Here is a 20,102-nt window from a genome sequence, read left to right as displayed (position 1 = left end):
CGGCGGTAGGCGGGGGTGAACGTCAGGGCAGCAGGGCGACGGCCAGCGGGTGGACGGTCTCCTCGATCTCGTCGGCCACCCGGCTGAAGCACTGGTCGCCCCGCCCCCACGGGTCGTCGAGGTCGTCGGTGCGCAGCGGAGACGTACCCTGCCGGGCGGCGTGCGCGGCGGCGACCAGCGCCACCCCGCGCGCGTACACCGCGTCGGGGCCGGACTCGGCGGCCGGCAGCGCGGCGGCGTCCACCGCCGCCAGCAGCCGGCCGAACTCGCCGAGCACGAAGGTGCGGGCGGCGGCGTCGGGGCGCAGCGCCACCACGTACTCCTGCTGGTCGGCGGTGGCGGTGAGGACCAGGTCGGCGGCGTCGATCTGGTCGGAGCGCAGCTTGCGGGCGGCGAAGCCGTCCACGTCGCCGCCCCGGGAGAGCACCTGCCGGGCAGCCGGCGGGTTCATCTCCTCCCCCGCGTGCCAGCCGCCGGTGCCGGCGCTGTGGCTGTGCAGCAGCCCGTCCGCGCCGGTCGGGTCGACGCCGCGCCGGGTCAGCCGCTCGCGGACGGCCAGCGCCAACAGCCGCTCCGCCATCGGCGAGCGGCAGATGTTGCCCATGCAGACGTGCAGGACGGTGAACGGCGGCACTCAGCCCACCCGGCTCTCAACGATGTCGGGCACGACGTCCCGCAGCTCTTCGAACGGGATCGCCCCGGCGCGCAGCACCCGGGGCACCTCGCCGGTGAGGTCGACGATGGTGCTCGGCACCGGGTCCGGGCAGGGCCCGGCCTCCAGATACGCCCGGACGGCGTAGCCGAGCTGCTCACGGGCCGCCTCGGCGGTGACCGTCGCCGGCTGGCCGAGCTTGTTGGCCGACGCCACCGCCATCGGGCCGGTCTCCCGCAGCACCTCCAGGGCCACCGGATGCAGCGGCATCCGCACGGCGACCGTGCCGCCGTCGTCGCCCAGGTCCCACGACAGGCTCGGCGAGTGCTCCACCACGATGGTCAGCGCACCCGGCCAGAACGCCTCGACCAGGTCGCGGGCCGCCCCGGGCAGCGTGAAGACCAGCCCGTCGAGGGTGTGCCGGGAGCCGATCAGCACCGACGACGTCTGCCGGGTGCCGCCCTTGGCATCCGAGAGGGCCTTGACGGCATACGGCGTGAAGGCGTCGGCGCCGATCCCGTAGACCGTGTCCGTCGGCAGGACAACCAGCTCGCCGTTCTTGACAGCCTCGATGGCAGCGGCGATGCCGCGGTCCCGGTCGGCGGGCGACCGGCAGTCGTAGAGCATCACGAGGAGCCAGTCTGCCACGCCCGGGGCCCGTCGGTGTCCTCGGCGTGACCAGGTGCCGCGGGCACGGACTCCCGGCGGCGGCGGGCGGTGGCGAACCGGGGCCGTCCGGCCAGGTCCCGGTGCTCCTCGACCGCCTCGTACCGGCCGTCGGCGGCGAGCAGCGCCGGCAGCACCGCGCCGTGCGTGTCGTCGTGCTCGACCCCGAGCACCCCGCCGGGGCGCAGCAGCTCGGCGGCCCGGGCGAGCACCGGCCGGATCACGTCCAGCCCGTCCGCCCCGCCGAAGACCGCCTCGTCCGGGTCGTGCGCCGCCACCTCGGGCGGGACGAGCACCGCGCGCGGCACGTACGGCGGGTTACACAGCAGCACGTCCACCCGCCCGGTCAGCCCGGTCAGCAGCTCCGGGTCGGTGACGTCGGCGGCCACCACCTCGATCGGCCGGTCCCCGGCGGCGGCCCGGTCGGCGGCGTTGCGGCGCAGCCAGGACAGCGCGGCCGGCGACCGTTCCACCGCCACCACCCGGGCGGCGGGCACCTCCTGGGCGACCGCGAGGGCGATCGCGCCCGACCCGCTGCACAGGTCGACCACCAGCGGCCCGTCGCACACCCCGGCCGTCTCGCCCACCCCGGCCGTCTCGCCCACCCCGGCCGTCTCGCCCACCCCGGCCGTCTCGCCCACCCCGGCCGTCTCGCCCACCCCGGGCCGCAGCCGCGCCCGGTCGACGCCCCAGCCGGCGAGCAACTCCGTCTCCGGCCGGGGCACGAAGACGCCCGGCCCGACCGCCAGTTCCAGGTGCCGGAAGCCGGCGCTGCCGGTGAGGTGCTGCAACGGCTCCCTGGTCGCCCGCCGGGCGACCAGGGCGTCGTACCGGTCGAGCTGGTCGGCGGTGAGGCCGTCGGCCAGCGCCAGCCGCCCCCGGGGTACGCCCAGCACGTGCGCGGCGAGCAGCTCGGCCTCGGCGCGGGACGCCTCGACGCCCGCCGCGGCGAGGGTCCGCGCGGCGCGGGCAACCGCCACCGAGGGCCGAAGCCGTTCTGACCCTTCGGACGGGTGTTGCGGAAGGGAGGTCACGACATAATCATGAAGCGTCGCCGGAGCGCACCACGAGTTGGTGCGTCGGCGCACACCGACAGGGAGGTCGCGGGTGGGCTGGCTCGACCGGGTCAACGACCAGGTTGACGCCCTAACCCGGGCCCGCACCCTGCAGGAGGTGGACCGCTCCGCCGAGGCGTGCCTCCTGCTCGACGGGGTGCTCCACGGCACCGCCGACCCGTACGTCCGGGCGGACGCGCTGGTCCAGCGCCTCTCCGCGTTGATCAATCTCGGTCGCACCGCCGAGTTCACCCGGGCCATCGAGGAGGCGTCCGCCGCCGTGCGGGACCTCGCCGAGCCCTACCTGCACGGGCACCTCAACGCGCTGGCCGCGCTCGCCGCCCACCACCAGGGGGCGCTCGACCGCTGCGTCACCCACCTGGTCAAGGCCGCGCGGGCACTCGGCGCGGTGGAGGACCCGGACCGGGACACCGCGTGGGGCTGGCACGACCTGGCGATGGCCTACTCGTACCTGAGCTTCCACGGCTACGCCCTCGGCGCCATCGAACGCGCCCGCCAGCTCGGGGTCGCCGCCGGCATCCCCGAGGAGACCTTCGCCGCCCCCGGGATCCGGCTGCGCAACGCGGTGGCCCTCGACCACAACGGCGACAGCGACGGCTGCCTACGGGTGCTCCGGGACGTCGCCTCCGACCTGGGCCGGTTCCTGCGCGGCAAGCGGGCCGGCGAGCTGCGCCCCAGCAGCCTCGCCGCGTACGGCTACGCCGCCGCCCGCCGGGCCGCGCTGGGCGACCGGGTGGAGACCGGCACCGACGCGGACCCGGCGCGGCTGCTCGCGCACGGCGGGGACAGCGCGCGGGCCCGGGACATGCGCCAGCTCGGCCAGGTGTGCCTGGCCATCGCCACCGGCAACCCGATCGAGGCGGTCACCCGGCTGGACACCGCCAGGGTCTCCCACGAGACCCTCGGCGCCGCCGAGTCGGCGCGGCTGCGCAGCATCGCGTACGGGCGGGCCGGCGACCACCCGGCGGCGCACCGGGCCGACCGGCACGCGTTCCGGCTCGCCGCCCAGCGCAACGACCGGCTGCGGGACGTCTACATCGACGGCATCGCCGCCCGGATCGACCACGAGGAGATGCGCCGCGAGGCCGCCCGGTACGAGGGCGAGGCGCTCACCGACCCGCTGACCGGGCTGCCCAACCGGCGCCGGCTGGAGCGCTACATCGCGTCGGTGGTGGCCCGCGGCGAGCGGGTGGTGATCGGCGTCTGCGACCTGGACGCCTTCAAGGCCGTCAACACCCGGCACGGCCACCACTCCGGTGACCTGGTCCTCCAGCGCGTCGCCGGGGTGATCAACCGGGTGATGCGCCGGGGTGACTTCGTGGCCCGCTACGGCGGCGACGAGTTCGTGGTGGTGCTGTCGGGCGCCGGGATGTCCGAGGCGGCCGAGGTGGCCCGCCGGATCAAGGCGGCGGTGGGCACGGAGGACTGGGAGTCGCTGGTACCCGGCACCCCGGTCGGGGTCAGCATCGGCTTCGCCGAGGTGAGCGGCTCCGGCGCGGGCCTGCGCGACGCGCTCGGCACGGCGTTCGAGACCGCCGACCGGGAGATGCTCGCCGCCAAGACCCGCTCTCGCGCCTCCTGACCCGGGGGCGGCTCAGGGGCCGGTCAGCGGCGGGTCAGCTCGGTGTCGCCGGCCAGTCGGGCAGTACGGTCGGCCTCGGCGAGGGCGTCCAGCACGCCGTCCAGCTCACCGGCGAGGGCCAGGTCGAGGTTGTACGCCGTGTAGCCGATCCGGTGGTCGGTGATCCGGTTCTGCGGGTAGTTGTACGTACGGATCCGCTCCGAGCGGTCCACCGTGCGCACCTGCGCCTTGCGGGCGTCCGAGGCGGCGGCGTCGGCCTGCTCCTGGGCGGCGGCCAGCAGCCGGGCCCGCATGATGCGCATCGCCTGCTCCCGGTTCTGGAGCTGGGACTTCTCGTTCTGGCAGGAGACCACGATCCCGGTCGGCATGTGGGTGATCCGCACCGCCGAGTCGGTGGTGTTCACCGACTGCCCGCCGGGCCCGGACGAGCGGAAAACGTCGATCCGGAGGTCGTTCGGGTCGATGGTGACGTCCACGTCCTCCGCCTCGGGCAGCACCAGAACCCCGGCGGCACTGGTGTGGATGCGTCCCTGCGACTCGGTGACCGGGACGCGCTGCACCCGGTGCACCCCGCCCTCCCACTTGAGCCGGGACCAGACCCCGTTTCCGCCCTCCGGGACGCCCTTGGTCTTGATCGCCAGCGAGACGTCCTTCACCCCGCCAAGGTCGGAGTCCTGCGCGTCGATCACCTCGGTGAGCCACCCGTGCCGCTCGGCGTACCGGGTGTACATCCGCAGCAGGTCGCCGGCGAACAGGGCGGACTCCTCGCCGCCCTCGCCGGCCTTGATCTCGACGATCACGTCCTTGGCGTCGTGCGGGTCGCGCGGGATCAGCAACTCGGCGAGGCGTTGCTCCAGCGCCGGCAGTCCGGCGGCGATCGACTCCGCCTCGGCCGCGAAGGACGGCTCCTCGGCGGCCAGTTCCCTCGCCGCGACCAGGTCGGCGCGGGCCTGCTCCAGCTCGCCGGCCGCCTTGTTCAGCGGCACCAGTTCGGCGTACCGGCGGCCGACCCGGCGGGCGGTGCCCTGGTCGGCGTGGATGGCCGGGTCCGCGAGGCGCTTCTCCAGCTCGGCGTACTCGTCGAGGAGGGCGGCCAGCCGTTCGCTGCTCATGCTCGGGGTGCTCCTTCGACGACGAGGACCGGCCGGGATGGTGGACCGGACGGGGGCAATACGGACAGCGCCCGCGCCCGGCAGGAAGCCGGACGCGGGCGCCGAACGTGGAGCTACTTGGCCTTCTTGGCCTGAACCTTGGCGTACTTCTGCTGGAACTTGGCGACCCGGCCGGCCGTGTCGAGAACGCGCTGCTTACCGGTGTAGAACGGGTGGCAGGCGCTGCAGGTCTCGACGTGGATGGAACCGCCCTTGGCGGTGCTGCGGGTCGTGAAGGTGCTACCGCAGGAGCAGCTGACCTCGGTGGTCGTGTACTCCGGGTGGATGTTGGACTTCATGTCGCCTCGGTCCTTTCGTGGGTGGTCGCCGGGTCGCCCGTGCGGCGCCGGCGCGTGGTGCGCGCCGGGCTCGGGCGTGAACCGGAACCGGTGGCCGATTGACCAGTGTGCCATGGGCGTGGGCCGACCCGTCAGGCGGGCCGCACAGCAGGTCCGGCTTCGTCAACGTGCCCGTCCCCTTCCGCATTCCCGCCCCGCCGCCCCGCATTCCGGTGGGCCCTCGGAGATCTGAACCGTCCTGGCGGGGAGCCGGGTGGCACGGGAAGGGCCCCGGTCGCCACGTTCCGCGACGGCCGGGGCCCTTCCGCACCTCTCAGGCGGCGGGGGTCCGGGCGGCTGCGGCGGCCGCCCGGGTGAGGGTGACGGTGGCCTCGGCGCGGACGCCGTTGACCGTCACCGCGAGCTGGACCGTCGCGCCCGGACGCAGCGCCGTCAGCACACCGGTCGCCGGGTCGAACCGGGCCACGTGCCAGGGCCTCAGCCCGATGACCGGTCCGACGAGGACGCTCGGCGAGGCGGACCAGTCCGCGCTGACCGGGGCGGCCACCGGCACGACTCGCCCGCCCGGCTGGGTCAGCGTCGCGGTGACCCGGGCCGGGGCGCCGACCGCCACCGTCTCCGGCGCGGTCAGGGCGACTTGGTCGACGTGGGCGTGCAACTCGGCGTCCACCCAGCGGGGGCCCTCGGCGAGCGGGTCGCGGCGGGCCCGCTCGGCCTCCGCCGGGGTGACCGGGTCGACGCCGAACTCCGTCCAGCCGGTGAAGCCGCCGAGCTGCGCCGGGGTGGACGGATTCTTGCCCGAGTTGCCGTTGATCACGTACGGCACCCCGTCGACCCGGTCGGCGTGGAACGCGCCGACGTGGCCGTTGACGACGAGCGCGCCCTTGCCGGTGCGGTGCTGGAAGTCGGCGAGCCACTGCTCGACCAGCGCAGCCTCCTTGCGGTCGCCGAGCTGACTGGCCTTGGCCGGGCTCGGGTCGCGCGGCGGGTGGTGGAACAGCACGGCCACCGAGCCGACGCTCCGGTCGGCGGCGGCCCGGTCGAGGGTGTCGCGCAGCAGCTCCACCTGGTCGAAGCCGCTGCCGCGCAGCGACCCGGCGGAGGTGTTCAGCGTGACGAACCGGGTGCCGGCGTGGTCGAAGACCCGCGAGGTGGCCCCGAACGCGGCGGTGAAGTTGCCGATCGGGGCGCCCATGATCTCGTGGTTGCCGGGGACGTAGTAGTAGGGCAGCTCGCCGCCCAACTCCTCGTCGAGGATCCGCCTCGCCAGGGCGAAGTCCGCCGGGTAGGCGGTGTCCACGAAGTCCCCGTTGATCACCAGGAAGTCCGGCTTGGCGGCCCGGATCTCGCGCAGCGTGCGGCGGGCCTGGGCGACCAGGTCGCTGTCCGGGGCGGCGGCGACGAACTGGGCGTCGGACATGACCGCGAAGCGCCAGGGCGCCCCGTCGACGGTGCCGTCGCGCAGCACCACCCGGTCGGTGCGCGGCTCCTCGGCCGGCACGTCGACCGTCGGGGGAACCTTCGCCACCAGGTCGTCGATGACGATCTCGCTGGTGTACTGGGCTGCGGCGTTGGTCTCCGCGACGTAGAACCGGCGCACCCGCACCGGGTACTGCACCCCGGCCGGGACGGCGAGCTCGACGTACCGCCAGCCGGTCCAGGTGATCAGCGGGCCGCGCAGCACGTGCTGGGTGTCCTGGGCGTCGTGCAGGTGCAGGCTGGGCCACTCCCCCCTGCCGCTGCCGTTGATCCACATGCCGAACGCCTGCGGCTGGCCGGGTACCTCGATCCAGGCCGGCGGGTCGGCGTACGCGGCGCGGGTGCCGGTGGACTGGCTGAAGTCGTACGACATCTTCAGGCCGGTGCCGGTGTGGCCCGGCGCCGGGGCGACGGAGCCGCTGGCCCGGGCCTGGCTGAACTTCCAGGACGCCGCGTTGTCGAAGGTGGCCACCGGGACGTCGGTGAGCCCGACGGTGACCGGCAGCACGGTGGTCCGGGCCCCGACGCGCACGGTGACCAGGGCGGAGCCGCTGTCGGTGAGCGCCTTCACCGAGAGGTTGCCGTCCTCGGTGGAGGTGACGTCGAGCACGCTCCGGTCGTAGTCGAGCCGCAGGTCGGCGGGCTCGATCGGGGCGGTGTTGCCCTCGGCGTCGTAGCCGACGACGCCGAACAGGGCGGCGTCGCCGGCCCGGTTCAGCCCGACCCGGTCGGTCGTGGCGTCGATCCGGGCCAACGGGCCGAGCACGGTGAGGTCGAGCGTCCCGCTGGCCCCGCCCCGCCACGCGGTGACGGTGGTGCGGCCGGGCAAGAAGGCCCGGAAGACGCCGTCGCGGTCGACCATCCCGTGGACCGCGGGATTCGCCCGCCAGGCCGGGGCGCCGGCCGCCGGGCCGTACGTCTCGTCGTGGCCGACGGCGCTGAGCCTGCGGGTCAGGCCGGGGAAGACCCGGTCGGGCCGGCCGCCCCGGACCGGGGCGACGCCCGGCGCGGCGGTGGGGTCGCTGGTGGTGCGCAGCCAGTAGCCGGTGAGCCGGCCACTGCCCTTCGGCGCGTAGATGGCCAGGCCGTTGGGCACGGCGCGCTCGGCGCCGTCGGACGGGCTGTTCGCCACCTCGACGGTCGCCTCGCCGGGGCGGCGGGCCAGCAGGGTCGAGGAGCCGCCGCCGTCGAGGTTGAGCGCGGTCCACGCGCCCAACTCGGCCATCATCCGGCCCATCTCGGTCTGGGTGACGCCCCGGCTGTCCACCTGCCGGCCGTCCACGGTAAGCATGATCATGCGCTTGCCGTCCGCGGTGAAGCCGACCGCGGTGCGCGGCGCCAGGGAGGCGTCGGCGATGCTCTGCACCGCTCCGTCGCGGACCAGCACGTTGCTGCCGCCGACCGCCGCGCGCAGGGTGCCGCCGTCGGATGCCTTCGGCTGGTACGCCACGCTCACCGGGTCGCCCGGCCGCAGGCCGGCGAGGGCGTCCGCGCCGGCGTCCCGCCCGAGCAGCACGGTGGTGCCGGCGGGGATCGGGCCGGCGCCGGCCGCCGTGGTCACCGTTGCGACGCGACCGTCGACCACGGTCACCTCGGCGACGCGCTGCGCGCCCTCCACCGCACGTCCCCGGGGGTACGCGCCCCAGAGCGGGGTGAACAGGCCGACCCCGTTCGCCTGCACCATGTTGTTGAACTGGGTCAGCGACACCGGGCCGGCGGGCAGGGTGGCGGTGCCGTCGAAGTTCACCTGGATCACCCGGCCGAGGCCGTCGGCGCTGATCGCGACGGCGTTGTTGTGCCCGGCGACGGGCGACTGGACCAGTTCCCCGGCCCGTACCCCGATCCCCTGGGCCGCCCCGGAGTTGTTGATGTCGAAGAAGTCGCCGTTGACGGCGGCGACGGCCCGGGACCGGTCCACCGCGCCGCGCAGCGGCTCGGCCTTCGCCACCTCGCCGGAGTTGACGTAGTCCACGGTGACCCCGCCGGTGAGGTCGGCGGTCAACGCGTCGGCGCGTAGCCAGCCGTTGGCGTCGTAGCGGTCGAAGGAGGTCAGGTCGAGGCCGGGGGCGACCGGCCGGACGGTCTTCGCGGTCTCCAGGCCACCGGCCGGTTCGACGCCGGAGGCTGCGCGGGTGGCGGCGCTGGCCGCGGCCGGGTCACCGGCGAGGGCGACCGCGTCGGCGGGGGCGGACGAGGCGCGGGGGGCGTCCTCGGCGGCGGTCCCGCCGGCCGGGGCAGGGGGTGGGCCGGCCGCGGCCGGCACGGGGCCCGTCAGGGTGAGCAGCGGCGTCAGCAGCAGGACGCCGGCGAGATGAGCGGATCGACTGCGGGTGCGCATGACCGCCAGTCAACCCGACGGTGAACAGAAGTTTCAATACCTAACGGCTTAACCGAAGGAAAACTTCACGTCGGCCGACCCGTCCGGCCTGCCCCAGGACGCGGAAGGGCACGGCCGCGAGCGGCCGTGCCCTTCCGCCAGTCCCTCCGGGTCAGTCCCCCGGTGTGGACTTCGCGATCTGCATCAGGAACTCGATGTTGGTGCGGGTCTGCTTGAGCTTGTCGAGCAGCAGGTCCATCGCCGCCTGCGAGTCCAGCGAGTGCAGGACCTTGCGGAGCTTGTGGAGGATGGCCAGCTCCTCGGGTGCGAGCAGGACCTCCTCCTTACGGGTACCGGACGGGTTGATGTCGATGGCCGGGAAGGTGCGCTTGTCGGCGATCTTCCGGTCCAGCTTCAGCTCCGCGTTGCCGGTGCCCTTGAACTCCTCGAAGATGACCGTGTCCGCCATGGACCCGGTCTCCACCAGCGCCGTGGCGATGATGGTCAGCGAGCCGCCGTTCTCGATGTTGCGGGCCGCACCGAGGAAGCGCTTCGGCGGGTAGAGCGCGGTGGAGTCGATACCACCCGACATGATCCGGCCGCTGGCCGGCGCCGCCAGGTTGTACGACCGACCGAGCCGGGTCACCGAGTCGAGCAGCACGACGACGTCGTGCCCGAGTTCGACCAGGCGCTTCGCCCGCTCGATCGCCAACTCCGCCACCGTCGTGTGGTCCTGCGGCGGACGGTCGAACGTGGCCGCGACGACCTCGCCCTTGATCGACCGCTGCATGTCGGTGACCTCTTCGGGCCGCTCGTCCACCAGCACCACCATCAGGTGGCATTCCGGGTTGTTGTGCGTGATCGCGTTCGCGATCGCCTGGAGCACCATCGTCTTACCCGCCTTGGGCGGCGACTGGATGAGTGCCCGCTGGCCCTTGCCGATCGGCATGACCAGGTCGATGACCCGGGTCGTCAGGATGTGCGGCTCGGTCTCCAACCGCAGGCGCTCCTGCGGATACAGCGGAGTGAGCTTGTAGAACTCCGGCCGACGCTTCGCCTCGTCCGGCTCCATCCCGTTGATGGTGTCCAGCCGCATCAGCGGGTTGTACTTGTCCCGCCGCTGCTCACCGTCCCGCGCCGCACGTACCGCACCGGTGATCGCGTCACCGCGCCGCAGGCCGTACTTCTTGATCTGGGACATCGAGACGTACACGTCGTTCGGGCCGGCCAGGTAGCCGGTGGTCCGGACGAAGGCGTAGTTGTCGAGCACGTCGATGATGCCGGCGACCGGAACGAGGACGTCGTCCTCGTTCACCTGCGGCTCGCGGCCACCGCCGCCACCGCCGGGACCGCCGCCACCAGGGCCGCCGCCTTCCTCGCCGCGCTCGCCGCGGCCCCGACGACGGTCCCGGAAGCGACTGCGCCGGCCCCGCCGGCCACCCGCCTCGTCGTCGTCGTCGTTGTCGACGCGCGGACCCCGGTCGTTGCGGTCGTTGCGGTCGTTGCGCTCACCGCGGTCGGTCCGGTCGGCACGCTCGCCACGCTCGGCCCGGTCGGCACGCTCGGTCCGCTCGCCACGCTCGGTCCGCTCGGTCCGCTCGCCACGCTCGGTCCGGTCGGCACGCTCGGTCCGGTCGGTCCGGTCGGTCCGGTCGTTGCGCTCGCCACGCTCGGTCCGGTCGGCACGCTCAGTCCGCTCGGGCCGCTCGGCACGCTCAGTCCGCTCGGCACGCTCAGTCCGGTCGGGCCGCTCGGCCCGCTCGGGCCGGTCGGCACGCTCAGTCCGGTCGGCACGCTCGCCGCGCTCGGCCTGGTCCCGGCCGCCCCGGGCCTCGCCGCGCTCCCGGCGGCCCTCGCCGCGCTCGGCGGGTTCGGTCACGGTCGCGGCCGGCGGCTCCTCGACGCGCGGCTCTACCGGCCGGGTCTCAGCCGGCTGGGCCTCGACCGGCCGGGTCTCGGCCTTGGGGGCCCGGGACTCGGCAGTGGTGGCGGCCCGGCTGCGCCGGGCCCTGGTCCGGCCCTCGGCCGGCGCGGCGACGGCCGGCTCCTGGGCCCGGCTCTGGTCAGCGCCGGACGGGGCCTGGGAGACCTCCACGTGCACCTCCCCACGGGCGGGGGCAGCGGCCGCGACCTCGGCCCGCGGTCGAGGGGTCCCGGCAGCGGCGCCGCCCTGCCGCTCGGTGATCGCGCTGATCAGCTCGCCCTTGCGCATGCGAGCCGTGCCGGAGATGCCGAGCGACGCGGCCAGGCTCTGCAGCTCCGGCAGCAGCATCGCCGACAGGCCGGTTCCGCTACGCCGACGGCGGACGGGGGCGGCGGCGGCGGCATCGCCAGCGACGTTGGAAACATCCGACGTCACGTCGGTGGTGTCGCTCAATGGATTCCTTCCCTCGATAGGCCGGGACTGCCCGGAGTCGACAAGCAGGTGGCCGGGCGGCCTCGGTGCACCCGCCTCGCATGACGCGTCGCGGGAGACTGTGACACAGCAGCCGGTCGGGTTTCCCGGCTCACCAACATCGGTGAGCAGGTCTCGCCGCCTGCGGCGACCTGCGGAAACTGCGGTGCGGCGTGGGCCTTAAGCAGAATTGACGGGCTGACCGCCGAGAGCCTCGGGGGTGCGCCGACCCGCAGGAAGATCGCATGCTTCGCGGCTGTGCTAAGTCTAGAGCGTAATCAACTCTTCCGACCTGCGGCAACAGGGTCCCGCTCGGCGTGTCCAAGTCTACCCCGTGCGACCCGTGCTCCGTGCACATCTATGGCCAACCGCAGAGTCCGCCAACCTGTTCCCACCGAAAAACCCGGGCCAGGCTCGCTCAGCGCCAGCACCGTCGGCCCGGCCCCACTGACCACGGCAGCCACACCGGCCGCACGCAGCGCGCCGACCAGGGCAGACGTGCCGGGCATCCCCTCGGCGCGGTAATCCTGGTGCAGCCGGTCGACCGTGGCGGGCAGCAGCAGGGCCGGCTCGGCGGTCAGGGCGTGCACCAGCAGCGCGGCCCGGCCGGCGGTGAGCGCGGCGTCGGCATGCGGGACGGCGCCGGGCAGCGCGGCCCGGGCCACGGCGGTCAGGCCGCGTTCCTCGGGCACGAAGACCGTCGGCCGCACCCGGTCGTCGACGGCCAGCGAGACCGCGCGGGCGCCGGACGGCTCCGTCCAGGCGATCGTGAAGCCGCCGAGCAGACAGGGGGCGACATTATCCGGATGTCCCTCGATCTCCGCCGCCAACCGCAACGCGCCCGCGTCGTCCAGCCGGGTGTCGCCGTCGACGACCAGCGCCCGGGCGAGCTGCACGCCGGCCACAATGGCGGCCGACGAGGATCCCAGGCCGCGGGCCTGCGGGATCCGGTTGACGCATTCCACGGCGAAGCCCGACGGCTGCCCGCCCAGCGCGTCGAAGGTGGCCCGCATCGCCCGGGCGACGAGGTGCGCGTCGTCGTCGGGCAGCTCACCCGCGCCCTGCCCGGTCACCGTCACCCGGACGCCGTCGGGCACCACCTCGGCGGCCACGTCGTCGTGCAGGCCGAGCGCCAGCCCCAGCGCGTCGAACCCCGGACCGAGGTTGGCGCTGGTGGCGGGGACCCGGACCTTGACCGGCCCGGACACGAATGTCGTCGGCACGCGCTCATGCTAGGCCGCCGGGGCGGTCCGGCGGCGGTCCGGCCCGGCCCGTGGGATTCGTCCGCCTCCGCTAGCCTGGCCGGGACGATCACCGGGCGGGAGTTGACATGGAGTTTCTGACCTACTCGGCCACCCAGGTGGCCACGCAGCTCCCGACCCTGCTGGTGCTGGTGGCCGGCCTGACGCTGGCAGTGGTCTCCCGCGACCGGCTCGGCCGGCCGTCCCGGCTGATGCTGGTGTCGGGCGTGGTGGTGCTGCTGGTCGGCGCGCTGGTCAGCCTCGCCTGGCTGCTCGTCCTGCCCCGGCTCTACACGTCCGGGGGCGCCTCGCTGTCCAGCGTCGCGGTGGCTCAGCTCAACACCGGCGTCAGCCTGGTGCTCGCACTGCTCCACCCCACCGGGCTGGGCCTGGTGATCGCCGCAGCTCTGACGGGCCGGCGGCCGACCGGCGGCGCGTGACCCCACTGCCCCGCCGGGCGGTCAGCGGGCCGGGGCGGGCTCAGCCACCGGGTCGGTCAGCGAGAGCCGCCGGGTGGCGATCCGCCAGCCCACCGCGTAGACCAGCGTGACCAGGCCGCAGCCGGCCAGCACCACCCGCTCGTCCACGATGTCGATGACTCCGGCCACCACCAGCTGGCTGACCGAGACGGCAAGCGTCGCCAGCATCATGTCGGTGGCGAAGACCCGGCCGCGCAGCCGGTCCGGCACCTCGCCCTGAAGGGCGAAGTTCGACATCACCCAGTTGCTCCCACCGGCGAAGTGCGCCACGAAGACCAGCGCCAGCACCAGCGGGAACCAGTCGACCACCGAGGTGCCCACGTAGGCTAGGCCGTAGAGGGACATCGACAGGGCCAGGCCGGGCAGCAGCCAGGCCCGGTTGGTCAGCACCCGGCGCATCAGGATCGGACCGACCAGCGCGCCCGCGCCGCGCACCGCGAAGAGCAGGCCGGTGCCGATCGCACCCACCCCGTACACGCCGGCGAGCAGCGGGAAGACGGTGAGCACGCCGTTGCCCAGGCCCACCGCGGACTTCACGGTGACCAGCCCGAGGACCCGGGGGCGGTGACCGATGTAGCCCAGCGCCTCCCGGATCGCCGCCCAGGTGCGCTGGGCGGGCACGGCGGCGTCCCGGGGGGCCTGCAACGGACGGCGGATCAGCGCCGCCAGCCCCGCCGCCAGCGTCAGGCCGACCGCGGCCACCCAGAAGCAGACGTACGGGCCGGCGGCGGCGCTGAGCACGCCGCCCAGCGAGGCGCCGACGACGGTCATGGTGCCCCAGGCGGAGCCGGCGACCGCGTTGCCGGCGGCCAGCTCGTCCGGGTCGAGGACGTTGGGCAGGGCGGCCTGGGCGGCCGGGGAGTAGAACGCCTTCGCCACCGCCACCACGGCGATCCCCGCCATCGCCAGCCACGCCGTGTCCGCGCTGCGGACGCCGAGCAGCAGCAGCACGCCGAGCAGCGACGCCACGTTGGCCGCCATCATGATCTTCTTGCGGTCGAACCGGTCGGCGATCGTCCCGGTGTACGGCAGCAGCAGCGCCACCACGCCGGTGTCCACGGCCAGCACGAGCGCGCCCCAGACACCGCTGCCGGTCAGCGTCGGCAGCAGCACGAGCAGCGGCACCATGACGAACCAGTCGGCACCGAAGACGACCAGCTCGGCCAGGAAGAGGTTGCGGAAGTTCCGGTTGCGGACCAGAACCGAGGCGGTGGGCGACACGGACCGGAACCCTACCCGGCTACGGGCGGCGGGCTCGCCCGGCGCAGCAGCTCGGAGACGGTGACGAAGGTGAAACCGCGGTCCCGCAGGCCGGTGATCAGGTCGGGGAGGCCGCGCAGCGCGACCAGCCGGCGGGGGTCCCCGACGTCGTGGGCGAGCAGGATGGTGCCGGGCCGCACCCCCGCCACGATCCGCCTGGCATGGCCGACCGGATCGTCCGGGTACTGCCGCTCGACCATCTGCAACGACCACAGCACGACCCGGTAGTCCAGCCGGGCGGCGGCATGCAGCACCGCGCCGCCGAGGTGCCCGTACGGCGGGCGGAGCAGCCGGGGGGCGACCCCGGCGGCCTCGGTGATCGCGTCGTGCGACCGGCGCAGGTCGTCGTGGACCTCGGCGGCGTCGTGCCGGGCCAGGTCGTGGTGCGCCCAGCTGTGGTTGCCCACCTCGTGCCGGCCGAGCCGACCGCGCAGGATATCGGCGTGCCGCCGGGCCCACTGCCCGACCAGGAAGAACGTGGCCGGCACGGCGTACCGGTCGAGGGTGTCCAGCACCATCGGCGTCCAGTGCGGCCGGGGGCCGTCGTCGAAGGTGAGCGCCACCAGTGGCTGCTCGGTCCGGGCCGCCCAGACGACCGGCACCTCGCCGTCGCCGACCTGCTGGCTGTCGCTGCCGAGGGTGGCGCTGGCCGGGCCGCCGGCCAGCGGCAGGCGCCGGTCGGCGATCCAGGTGCTCTGGGCCGTGGCCCCGGCGCCCAGCACCGCGCCACCGGCGAGCAGCCCGGCCCGGCGCAGCACGGTCCGCCGCTCCCACCGGCCACCGCTCTCCGCCATGGACCGCTCCGCTCGCCGGCGGCCGCCCACCCGGAACGACCGAGACCCCGTCAGTATGCGTCAAATGATCCACCGCATCCGGTCGGATGCACGACGCACCCTGCGGCGACCGTACGCGACACGCCCCCGCCGGGCGGACCCGGCGGGGGCGTGTCGTGGTCGTGCCCGGCTACTCGGCCGGCGGCAGCGGGGACTGCCGGCTCTTCGGCAGCCGCAGCACCTCGAACTGATCGGTGCCGTCCACCAGGGCCGCCGACGGCGCCGGCCGGGCCGGACCTGCGGGCCGGGCCGCGGACGCACCGGACGGCGAACCCACCGGCACCGGCTCGGTCACCGGGGCGTCGTCCGTGCCCGGCGCACCGGACTCCGGCGCCGACCCGCCGGTACGCCGCCGACGGCGGGCCCGCAGCGACTCCTTGGTGTGCTCCACCATCGTGTACAGCGTCGGGACCAGGATCAGGGTGAGCAGCGTGGAGCTGAGCAGTCCGCCGATCACCACGACCGCCAACGGCTTCGAGATGAAGCCGCCCTCCCCGGTCAGCCCGAACGCCATCGGCAGCAGGGCGAAGATCGTCGCGACCGCGGTCATCAGGATCGGGCGCAGCCGGCGCCGGCCGCCCTCGACCACCGCCTCCCGGACCCCCATCCCCTGCGACCGGTACTGGTTGATCAGGTCCAGCAGCACGATCGCGTTCGTCACCACGATGCCGACGAGCATCAGCACGCCGATCAGCGCCGGCACGCCCAGCGGGGTGCCGGTGACCAGCAGCAGGCCGATCGCCCCGGTCGCCGCGAACGGGATCGAGATCAGCAGGATCAGCGCCTGGGTGAGGCTGCGGAACGTCGCCACCATGATCAGGAAGACGATCGCGATGGCGGCCAGCACGGCCAGCCCCAGGTCGGCGAACGCCTCCTCCTGGTCGGCGCTGACGCCGCCGATGCTGATACTCGCCCCGGGCACGTCGATCGCGTCCAGCTTCTTCTGCAACTCCTTGCTGGTCGCGCCGAGGTTCGCGCCGGTCGCCGTGCCGGTGACCGTGACGCTGCGCTCGCCGTCGATCCGGGTCACCTGCTGCGGCCCCTCGGCCTGGGTGACGTCGGCGATGTCGTCCAGCTTCACCGGGCCGACCGGGAGGGCTCGCAGCTCCTCCACGGTCGTCGGCGGCTTACCGCCGCCGCGCAGCACCACGTCCTGCTGCCCGCCGTCGAGGGTCACCTGTCCCAGCGGGACGCCCCGGTACACCTGGGCCACGAGCTGGCCGACGGCCGCCTCGCTGAGCCCGACCCTGGCCGCGGCCAGCCGGTCGACGGTCACGTCCACCCGCGGCACCCGCTCGGCCAGGGTGGTAGAGACGTCCTCGACGTCGGCCGTGCCGGCCATCGCCGCCCGCGCCTGCTCGGCCGCCCGCGCCAGCACCTCCGGGTCGGCCGCCTGGACGACGACCGCCAGCTGGTTGGTCGCGCCCTGGGCCCCGCCGAAGCTCAGCTCGCCCACCTCGGCGCCGAGGGCGTCGAACTCCCGGCGCAGCGTCCGCTTCACCTCGGCCACGTCGGTGTCGCCGTCCAGCGCCACCGAGAAGGTGGCGGCGTTGTTGCCGCCGCCGCCCGCCCAGGGCTGGTCGCTGCCGCCTGCGCTGACCTGGTACGTCTCGACGCCGTCGGTGCGCTCCAGCACCGCCTCGACCCGGCGGGCCGCCGCGTCGGTGGCCGCCAGGCCGGCGCCGACCGGCAACTGCTGGCTGACGGTCAGGGTGTCCTGGCCCGAGTCGTCCAGGAAGTTGGTCTTGAGCACGCTGGACAGACCGAAGGTGCCGAGCAGCACCAGCAGGCCCAGGCCCAGGGTGATCCAGCGGGTGCCCCGGCCCCGCGTGGCGAACCCGATCACGGGCAGGTACGCCCGCTGCAACGGGCTGCGCAGCTCCTTCTCCTCGGCCGCGCGGCGTGCGGCGTCGTCCGCCCCGCCCTGCTTCGGCTTCAGGAACCAGTACGCCAGCACCGGGATCACCGTCAGCGAGACCAGCAGCGAGGCGAGCAGGGCCACCGTCACGGTGATCGCGAAGGGCGCGAAGAGCTGCCCCACGAAGCCGCCGACCAGCGCGATCGGGGCGAAGACCGCCACCGTGGTCAGCGTCGACGCGGTAACCGCGCCGGCCACCTCGCGGACCGCCGTGAGGATCGCCTCCCGCTTCGGCTCGCCGTACTCCAGATGTCGTTTGATGTTCTCCAACACCACGATCGAGTCGTCCACCACCCGCCCGACGGCGATGGTCAACGCGCCGAGGGTGAGCAGGTTGAGCGAGTAGTCGCCGATCCAGAGCGCGATCAGCGCCACCAGCACCGACAGCGGGATGGAGACCGCCGTGACGACGGTGGAACGCACCGACAGCAGGAAGACCAGGATGACCACGACCGCCATCACCAGGCCGAGCAGGCCCTCGGTGGTGAGGCTCTCGATGGACTTCTCCACGAACGGCGCCTGGTCGAACATGACGGTCAGGTCCGCGCCGGAGGCCGAACGCAGGTCGGCGAGCCGGTCCCGAATCTCGTGGGAGATCTCGACGGCGTTGCCGTCCGGCGACGCGGTGACCGCGATGCCGAGGCTGTCCCGGCCGTTGGTGCGGGTGAGCGAAGTGGCCGGTGCGAGCTGCTGCTCCACGGCCGCCACGTCGCCGAGCCGGACCGGGGCCGCCTTCGGCGCGGTCGGGGCCAGCACGATGCCCTTGAGGTCGTCGACGGAGCGGACCGGCGTACCCACCTGGACGGTGAGCGACCGCGAGCCGTCGGAGACCGCGCCGGCCGGCACCGCGACGCCGTTGGTCTTCAGGGCCGTGCCGATTGCGGTCGGCGAGAGCTTCGCGGCGGCCAGCTTGGCCGGGTCCGGGGTGACGGTCACGACCTGGTCGCGGGTGCCGGTCACGGTGACCGTGCGGACCCCCTCGATCGACTCCAGCTCCGGCACCACGGTGTCGCGCAGCTTGTCGGCCAGCGCCCGCTCGTCACCGCCGCCGGCCGCGGCGAGCACCACGGCCGGGAGGTCGTCGGTGCTGCCCGTGAGGACCTGCGGGTCGACGCCCTCGGGGAGCTGGGCGTCGATCCGGCTCAGCGCGGTCTGCATCTTGTTGACCACGCCGTCCAGGTCGGTGCCGAACGCGAACTGCACCTGGACGGTGGCGGAGCCCTCGCGGGACGTCGAGGTGACCCCCTCCAGCCCGGGGATGCCCTGGAGGCTGTTCTCGATCGGCTCGGTGACCTGGGACTCGACGATCTCGGGCCCGGCGCCGGGGTAGACCGCCACGACGAAGGCACCGGGGAACTCCAGCGAAGGCAGGAGTTGCTGTTTCAACGACGGCACGGCGAACAGGCCGAACATCGTCGTGACCACCGCGATGAGGGCGACCAGCCCTCGGTTGGCGAGGCTGAATCTGGCAAGCAACGACATCGGAGTGGCTCACTCCTAGGGAAGAGGGTGGAACAGCTCGGTGAGGAAGAGTCTGCCGCACCGGATCCCTTTTCCGGCGCGGGGGCGTCGCCCGGCGAGCCGCCCCGGCTGGCCTGGGGAGCTTCGCCGGTCCGTCAGGCCAGGTCGAGGGAGCGCGCTGCGGCGAGCGGGTCGTTGGCGATGGTGACCGGGGTGGGAGCGGTGGAGATCGCCCACTCCGGATCCTTGAGGCCGTGACCGGTGACCGTGCAGACGACCGTGGCGCCGGCCGGGACCTTGCCGGCGGCAGCCTGCTGGAGCAGCCCGGCGACGCTGGCCGCGCTGCCCAGCTCGACGAAGACCCCGACCTCGCGGGCGAGTAGCCGGTACGCGGCCAGGATCTCCCGGTCGGAGACGGCGGCGATCAGCCCTCCGGAGGCGTCCCGGGCGTCGAGGGCCTTGGTCCAGCTCGCCGGGTTGCCGATCCGGATGGCGGTGGCGATGGTGGACGGCTCGTGCACCACCTGGCCGCTGACGATCGGCGCCGCCCCGGCGGCCTGGAAGCCGTACATCTTCGGGGCCTTCGTGGCGTTGCCGTCCCGCAGGTCCTCCGAGTACCCCATCCAGTACGCGGAGATGTTGCCGGCGTTGCCGACCGGCAGGCAGTGGATGTCGGGGGCGTCGCCGAGCGCCTCGACGATCTCGAACGCGGCGGTCTTCTGCCCGTGCAGCCGGTCGGGGTTGACCGAGTTGACCAGCGCGACCGGGTAGTCCTGGGCGAGTTTGGCGGCCAGCGCGAGGCAGTCGTCGAAGTTGCCCTGGACCTGGAGCAGCTTCGCGCCGTGCACCAGCGCCTGGGCCAGCTTGCCGAGGGCGATCTTGCCCTGCGGCACCAGCACGGCGCAGGTGATCCCGGCGCGGGCCGCGTACGCGGCGGCGGACGCGCTGGTGTTGCCGGTCGAGGCGCAGATGATCGCCTTGTCGCCGTGCTCCACGGCCTTGGAGACCGCGAGCGTCATCCCCCGGTCCTTGAACGAGCCGGTCGGGTTGGCCCCCTCGACCTTCAGGTGGACGTCACAGCCGAGCCGGGCGGAGAGCACCGGCGCGGGCAGCAGCGGGGTGTTCCCCTCGTGCAGGGTGACGACGGGGGTGGCGTCGGTGACCGGCAGCCGGTCCCGGTACGTCTCGATCAGACCCCGCCACATGTCGCTCTCCTCGCCTCTGACCGCCCCACCACGCCGGGGGCACCCCCAGCGTGGCCCAACCTCCCCGACCCACGCCTGCCGCACCCGC

General features: G+C 74.1%; 14 protein-coding genes. 2 read left to right on the top strand and 12 right to left on the bottom strand.

Translation table 11 applies throughout. From position 1 onward, the window contains the following. Nucleotides 1-22 precede the first annotated feature (22 nt). The 3 genes from ACFYZF_RS04065 to prmC are packed head-to-tail and all read right to left on the bottom strand — an operon-like array spanning nucleotide 23 to nucleotide 2,352. A complete protein-coding gene (locus ACFYZF_RS04065) occupies nucleotides 23-634 on the bottom strand; it encodes a phosphotyrosine protein phosphatase (RefSeq protein WP_387015711.1) in 612 nt (203 codons plus the stop codon). After that, nucleotides 635-1,300, bottom strand: a complete 666-nt coding sequence (locus tag ACFYZF_RS04060) for an L-threonylcarbamoyladenylate synthase (RefSeq protein ID WP_387015708.1) — start codon at nucleotides 1,298-1,300, stop codon at nucleotides 635-637. Further along, entirely contained in the window at nucleotides 1,279-2,352 is a 1,074-nt protein-coding gene (gene prmC / locus ACFYZF_RS04055) for a peptide chain release factor N(5)-glutamine methyltransferase (RefSeq protein WP_387015705.1), read from the bottom strand. The genes ACFYZF_RS04060 and prmC overlap by 22 nt, the downstream gene beginning before the upstream one ends. 73 nt (nucleotides 2,353-2,425) lie before the next feature. Between prmC and ACFYZF_RS04050 the strand changes: the two genes are divergently transcribed. After that, complete coding sequence (locus tag ACFYZF_RS04050) at nucleotides 2,426-3,976, top strand: GGDEF domain-containing protein (RefSeq protein WP_387015703.1); 1,551 nt, start codon at nucleotides 2,426-2,428, stop codon at nucleotides 3,974-3,976. Nucleotides 3,977-3,999: 23 nt separating this feature from the next. Here the strand turns inward: ACFYZF_RS04050 and prfA are convergent, their stop codons facing one another. From prfA to thrB, 5 genes are all read right to left on the bottom strand, one after another. Further along, nucleotides 4,000-5,088 carry a peptide chain release factor 1 gene (gene prfA / locus ACFYZF_RS04045; protein ID WP_387015700.1) on the bottom strand — a complete coding sequence of 363 codons (1,089 nt, stop codon included), beginning with the start codon at nucleotides 5,086-5,088 and terminating at the stop codon, nucleotides 4,000-4,002. A 113-nt stretch (nucleotides 5,089-5,201) separates the two neighbouring features. Then, on the bottom strand, nucleotides 5,202-5,426 hold the full coding sequence (gene rpmE / locus ACFYZF_RS04040) for a 50S ribosomal protein L31 (protein WP_117665559.1): 225 nt from the start codon (nucleotides 5,424-5,426) through the stop codon (nucleotides 5,202-5,204). A gap of 313 nt (nucleotides 5,427-5,739) precedes the next feature. Beyond that, entirely contained in the window at nucleotides 5,740-9,243 is a 3,504-nt protein-coding gene (locus ACFYZF_RS04035; RefSeq protein ID WP_387015697.1) for a phosphodiester glycosidase family protein, read from the bottom strand. A gap of 151 nt (nucleotides 9,244-9,394) precedes the next feature. Then, on the bottom strand, nucleotides 9,395-11,599 hold the full coding sequence (gene rho / locus ACFYZF_RS04030; RefSeq protein ID WP_387015695.1) for a transcription termination factor Rho: 2,205 nt from the start codon (nucleotides 11,597-11,599) through the stop codon (nucleotides 9,395-9,397). Between the two features lie 296 nt (nucleotides 11,600-11,895). Next, entirely contained in the window at nucleotides 11,896-12,840 is a 945-nt protein-coding gene (thrB, locus tag ACFYZF_RS04025; RefSeq protein WP_387015692.1) for a homoserine kinase, read from the bottom strand. Between the two features lie 107 nt (nucleotides 12,841-12,947). Between thrB and ACFYZF_RS04020 the strand changes: the two genes are divergently transcribed. Then, nucleotides 12,948-13,298 carry a hypothetical protein gene (locus ACFYZF_RS04020; protein WP_387015689.1) on the top strand — a complete coding sequence of 117 codons (351 nt, stop codon included), beginning with the start codon at nucleotides 12,948-12,950 and terminating at the stop codon, nucleotides 13,296-13,298. 21 nt (nucleotides 13,299-13,319) lie between these two features. On the opposite strand, the gene ACFYZF_RS04015 is transcribed toward ACFYZF_RS04020, so the two are convergent. The 4 genes from ACFYZF_RS04015 to thrC all read right to left on the bottom strand — a co-directional run bounded on the left by ACFYZF_RS04015 (nucleotide 13,320) and on the right by thrC (nucleotide 20,014). Beyond that, complete coding sequence (locus tag ACFYZF_RS04015) at nucleotides 13,320-14,558, bottom strand: MFS transporter (protein WP_387015686.1); 1,239 nt, start codon at nucleotides 14,556-14,558, stop codon at nucleotides 13,320-13,322. Nucleotides 14,559-14,569: 11 nt separating this feature from the next. Continuing rightward, nucleotides 14,570-15,391 (bottom strand): polysaccharide deacetylase family protein, encoded by an 822-nt coding sequence (locus tag ACFYZF_RS04010; RefSeq protein WP_387015684.1) that lies wholly within the window; start codon nucleotides 15,389-15,391, stop codon nucleotides 14,570-14,572. Nucleotides 15,392-15,560: 169 nt separating this feature from the next. Continuing rightward, complete coding sequence (locus ACFYZF_RS04005; RefSeq protein WP_387015681.1) at nucleotides 15,561-18,830, bottom strand: efflux RND transporter permease subunit; 3,270 nt, start codon at nucleotides 18,828-18,830, stop codon at nucleotides 15,561-15,563. A gap of 134 nt (nucleotides 18,831-18,964) precedes the next feature. Beyond that, on the bottom strand, nucleotides 18,965-20,014 hold the full coding sequence (thrC, locus tag ACFYZF_RS04000; RefSeq protein WP_387015678.1) for a threonine synthase: 1,050 nt from the start codon (nucleotides 20,012-20,014) through the stop codon (nucleotides 18,965-18,967). Between the last annotated feature and the right edge of the window lie 88 nt (nucleotides 20,015-20,102).

It is taken from the genome of Micromonospora sp. NPDC001898 (assembly GCF_042891255.1).
In the GTDB taxonomy this organism is placed as follows: Bacteria; Actinomycetota; Actinomycetes; order Mycobacteriales; family Micromonosporaceae; genus Micromonospora.
Note: the sequence above shows the minus strand (reverse complement) of the source record. Positions and strands in the feature narration are given on the sequence as shown.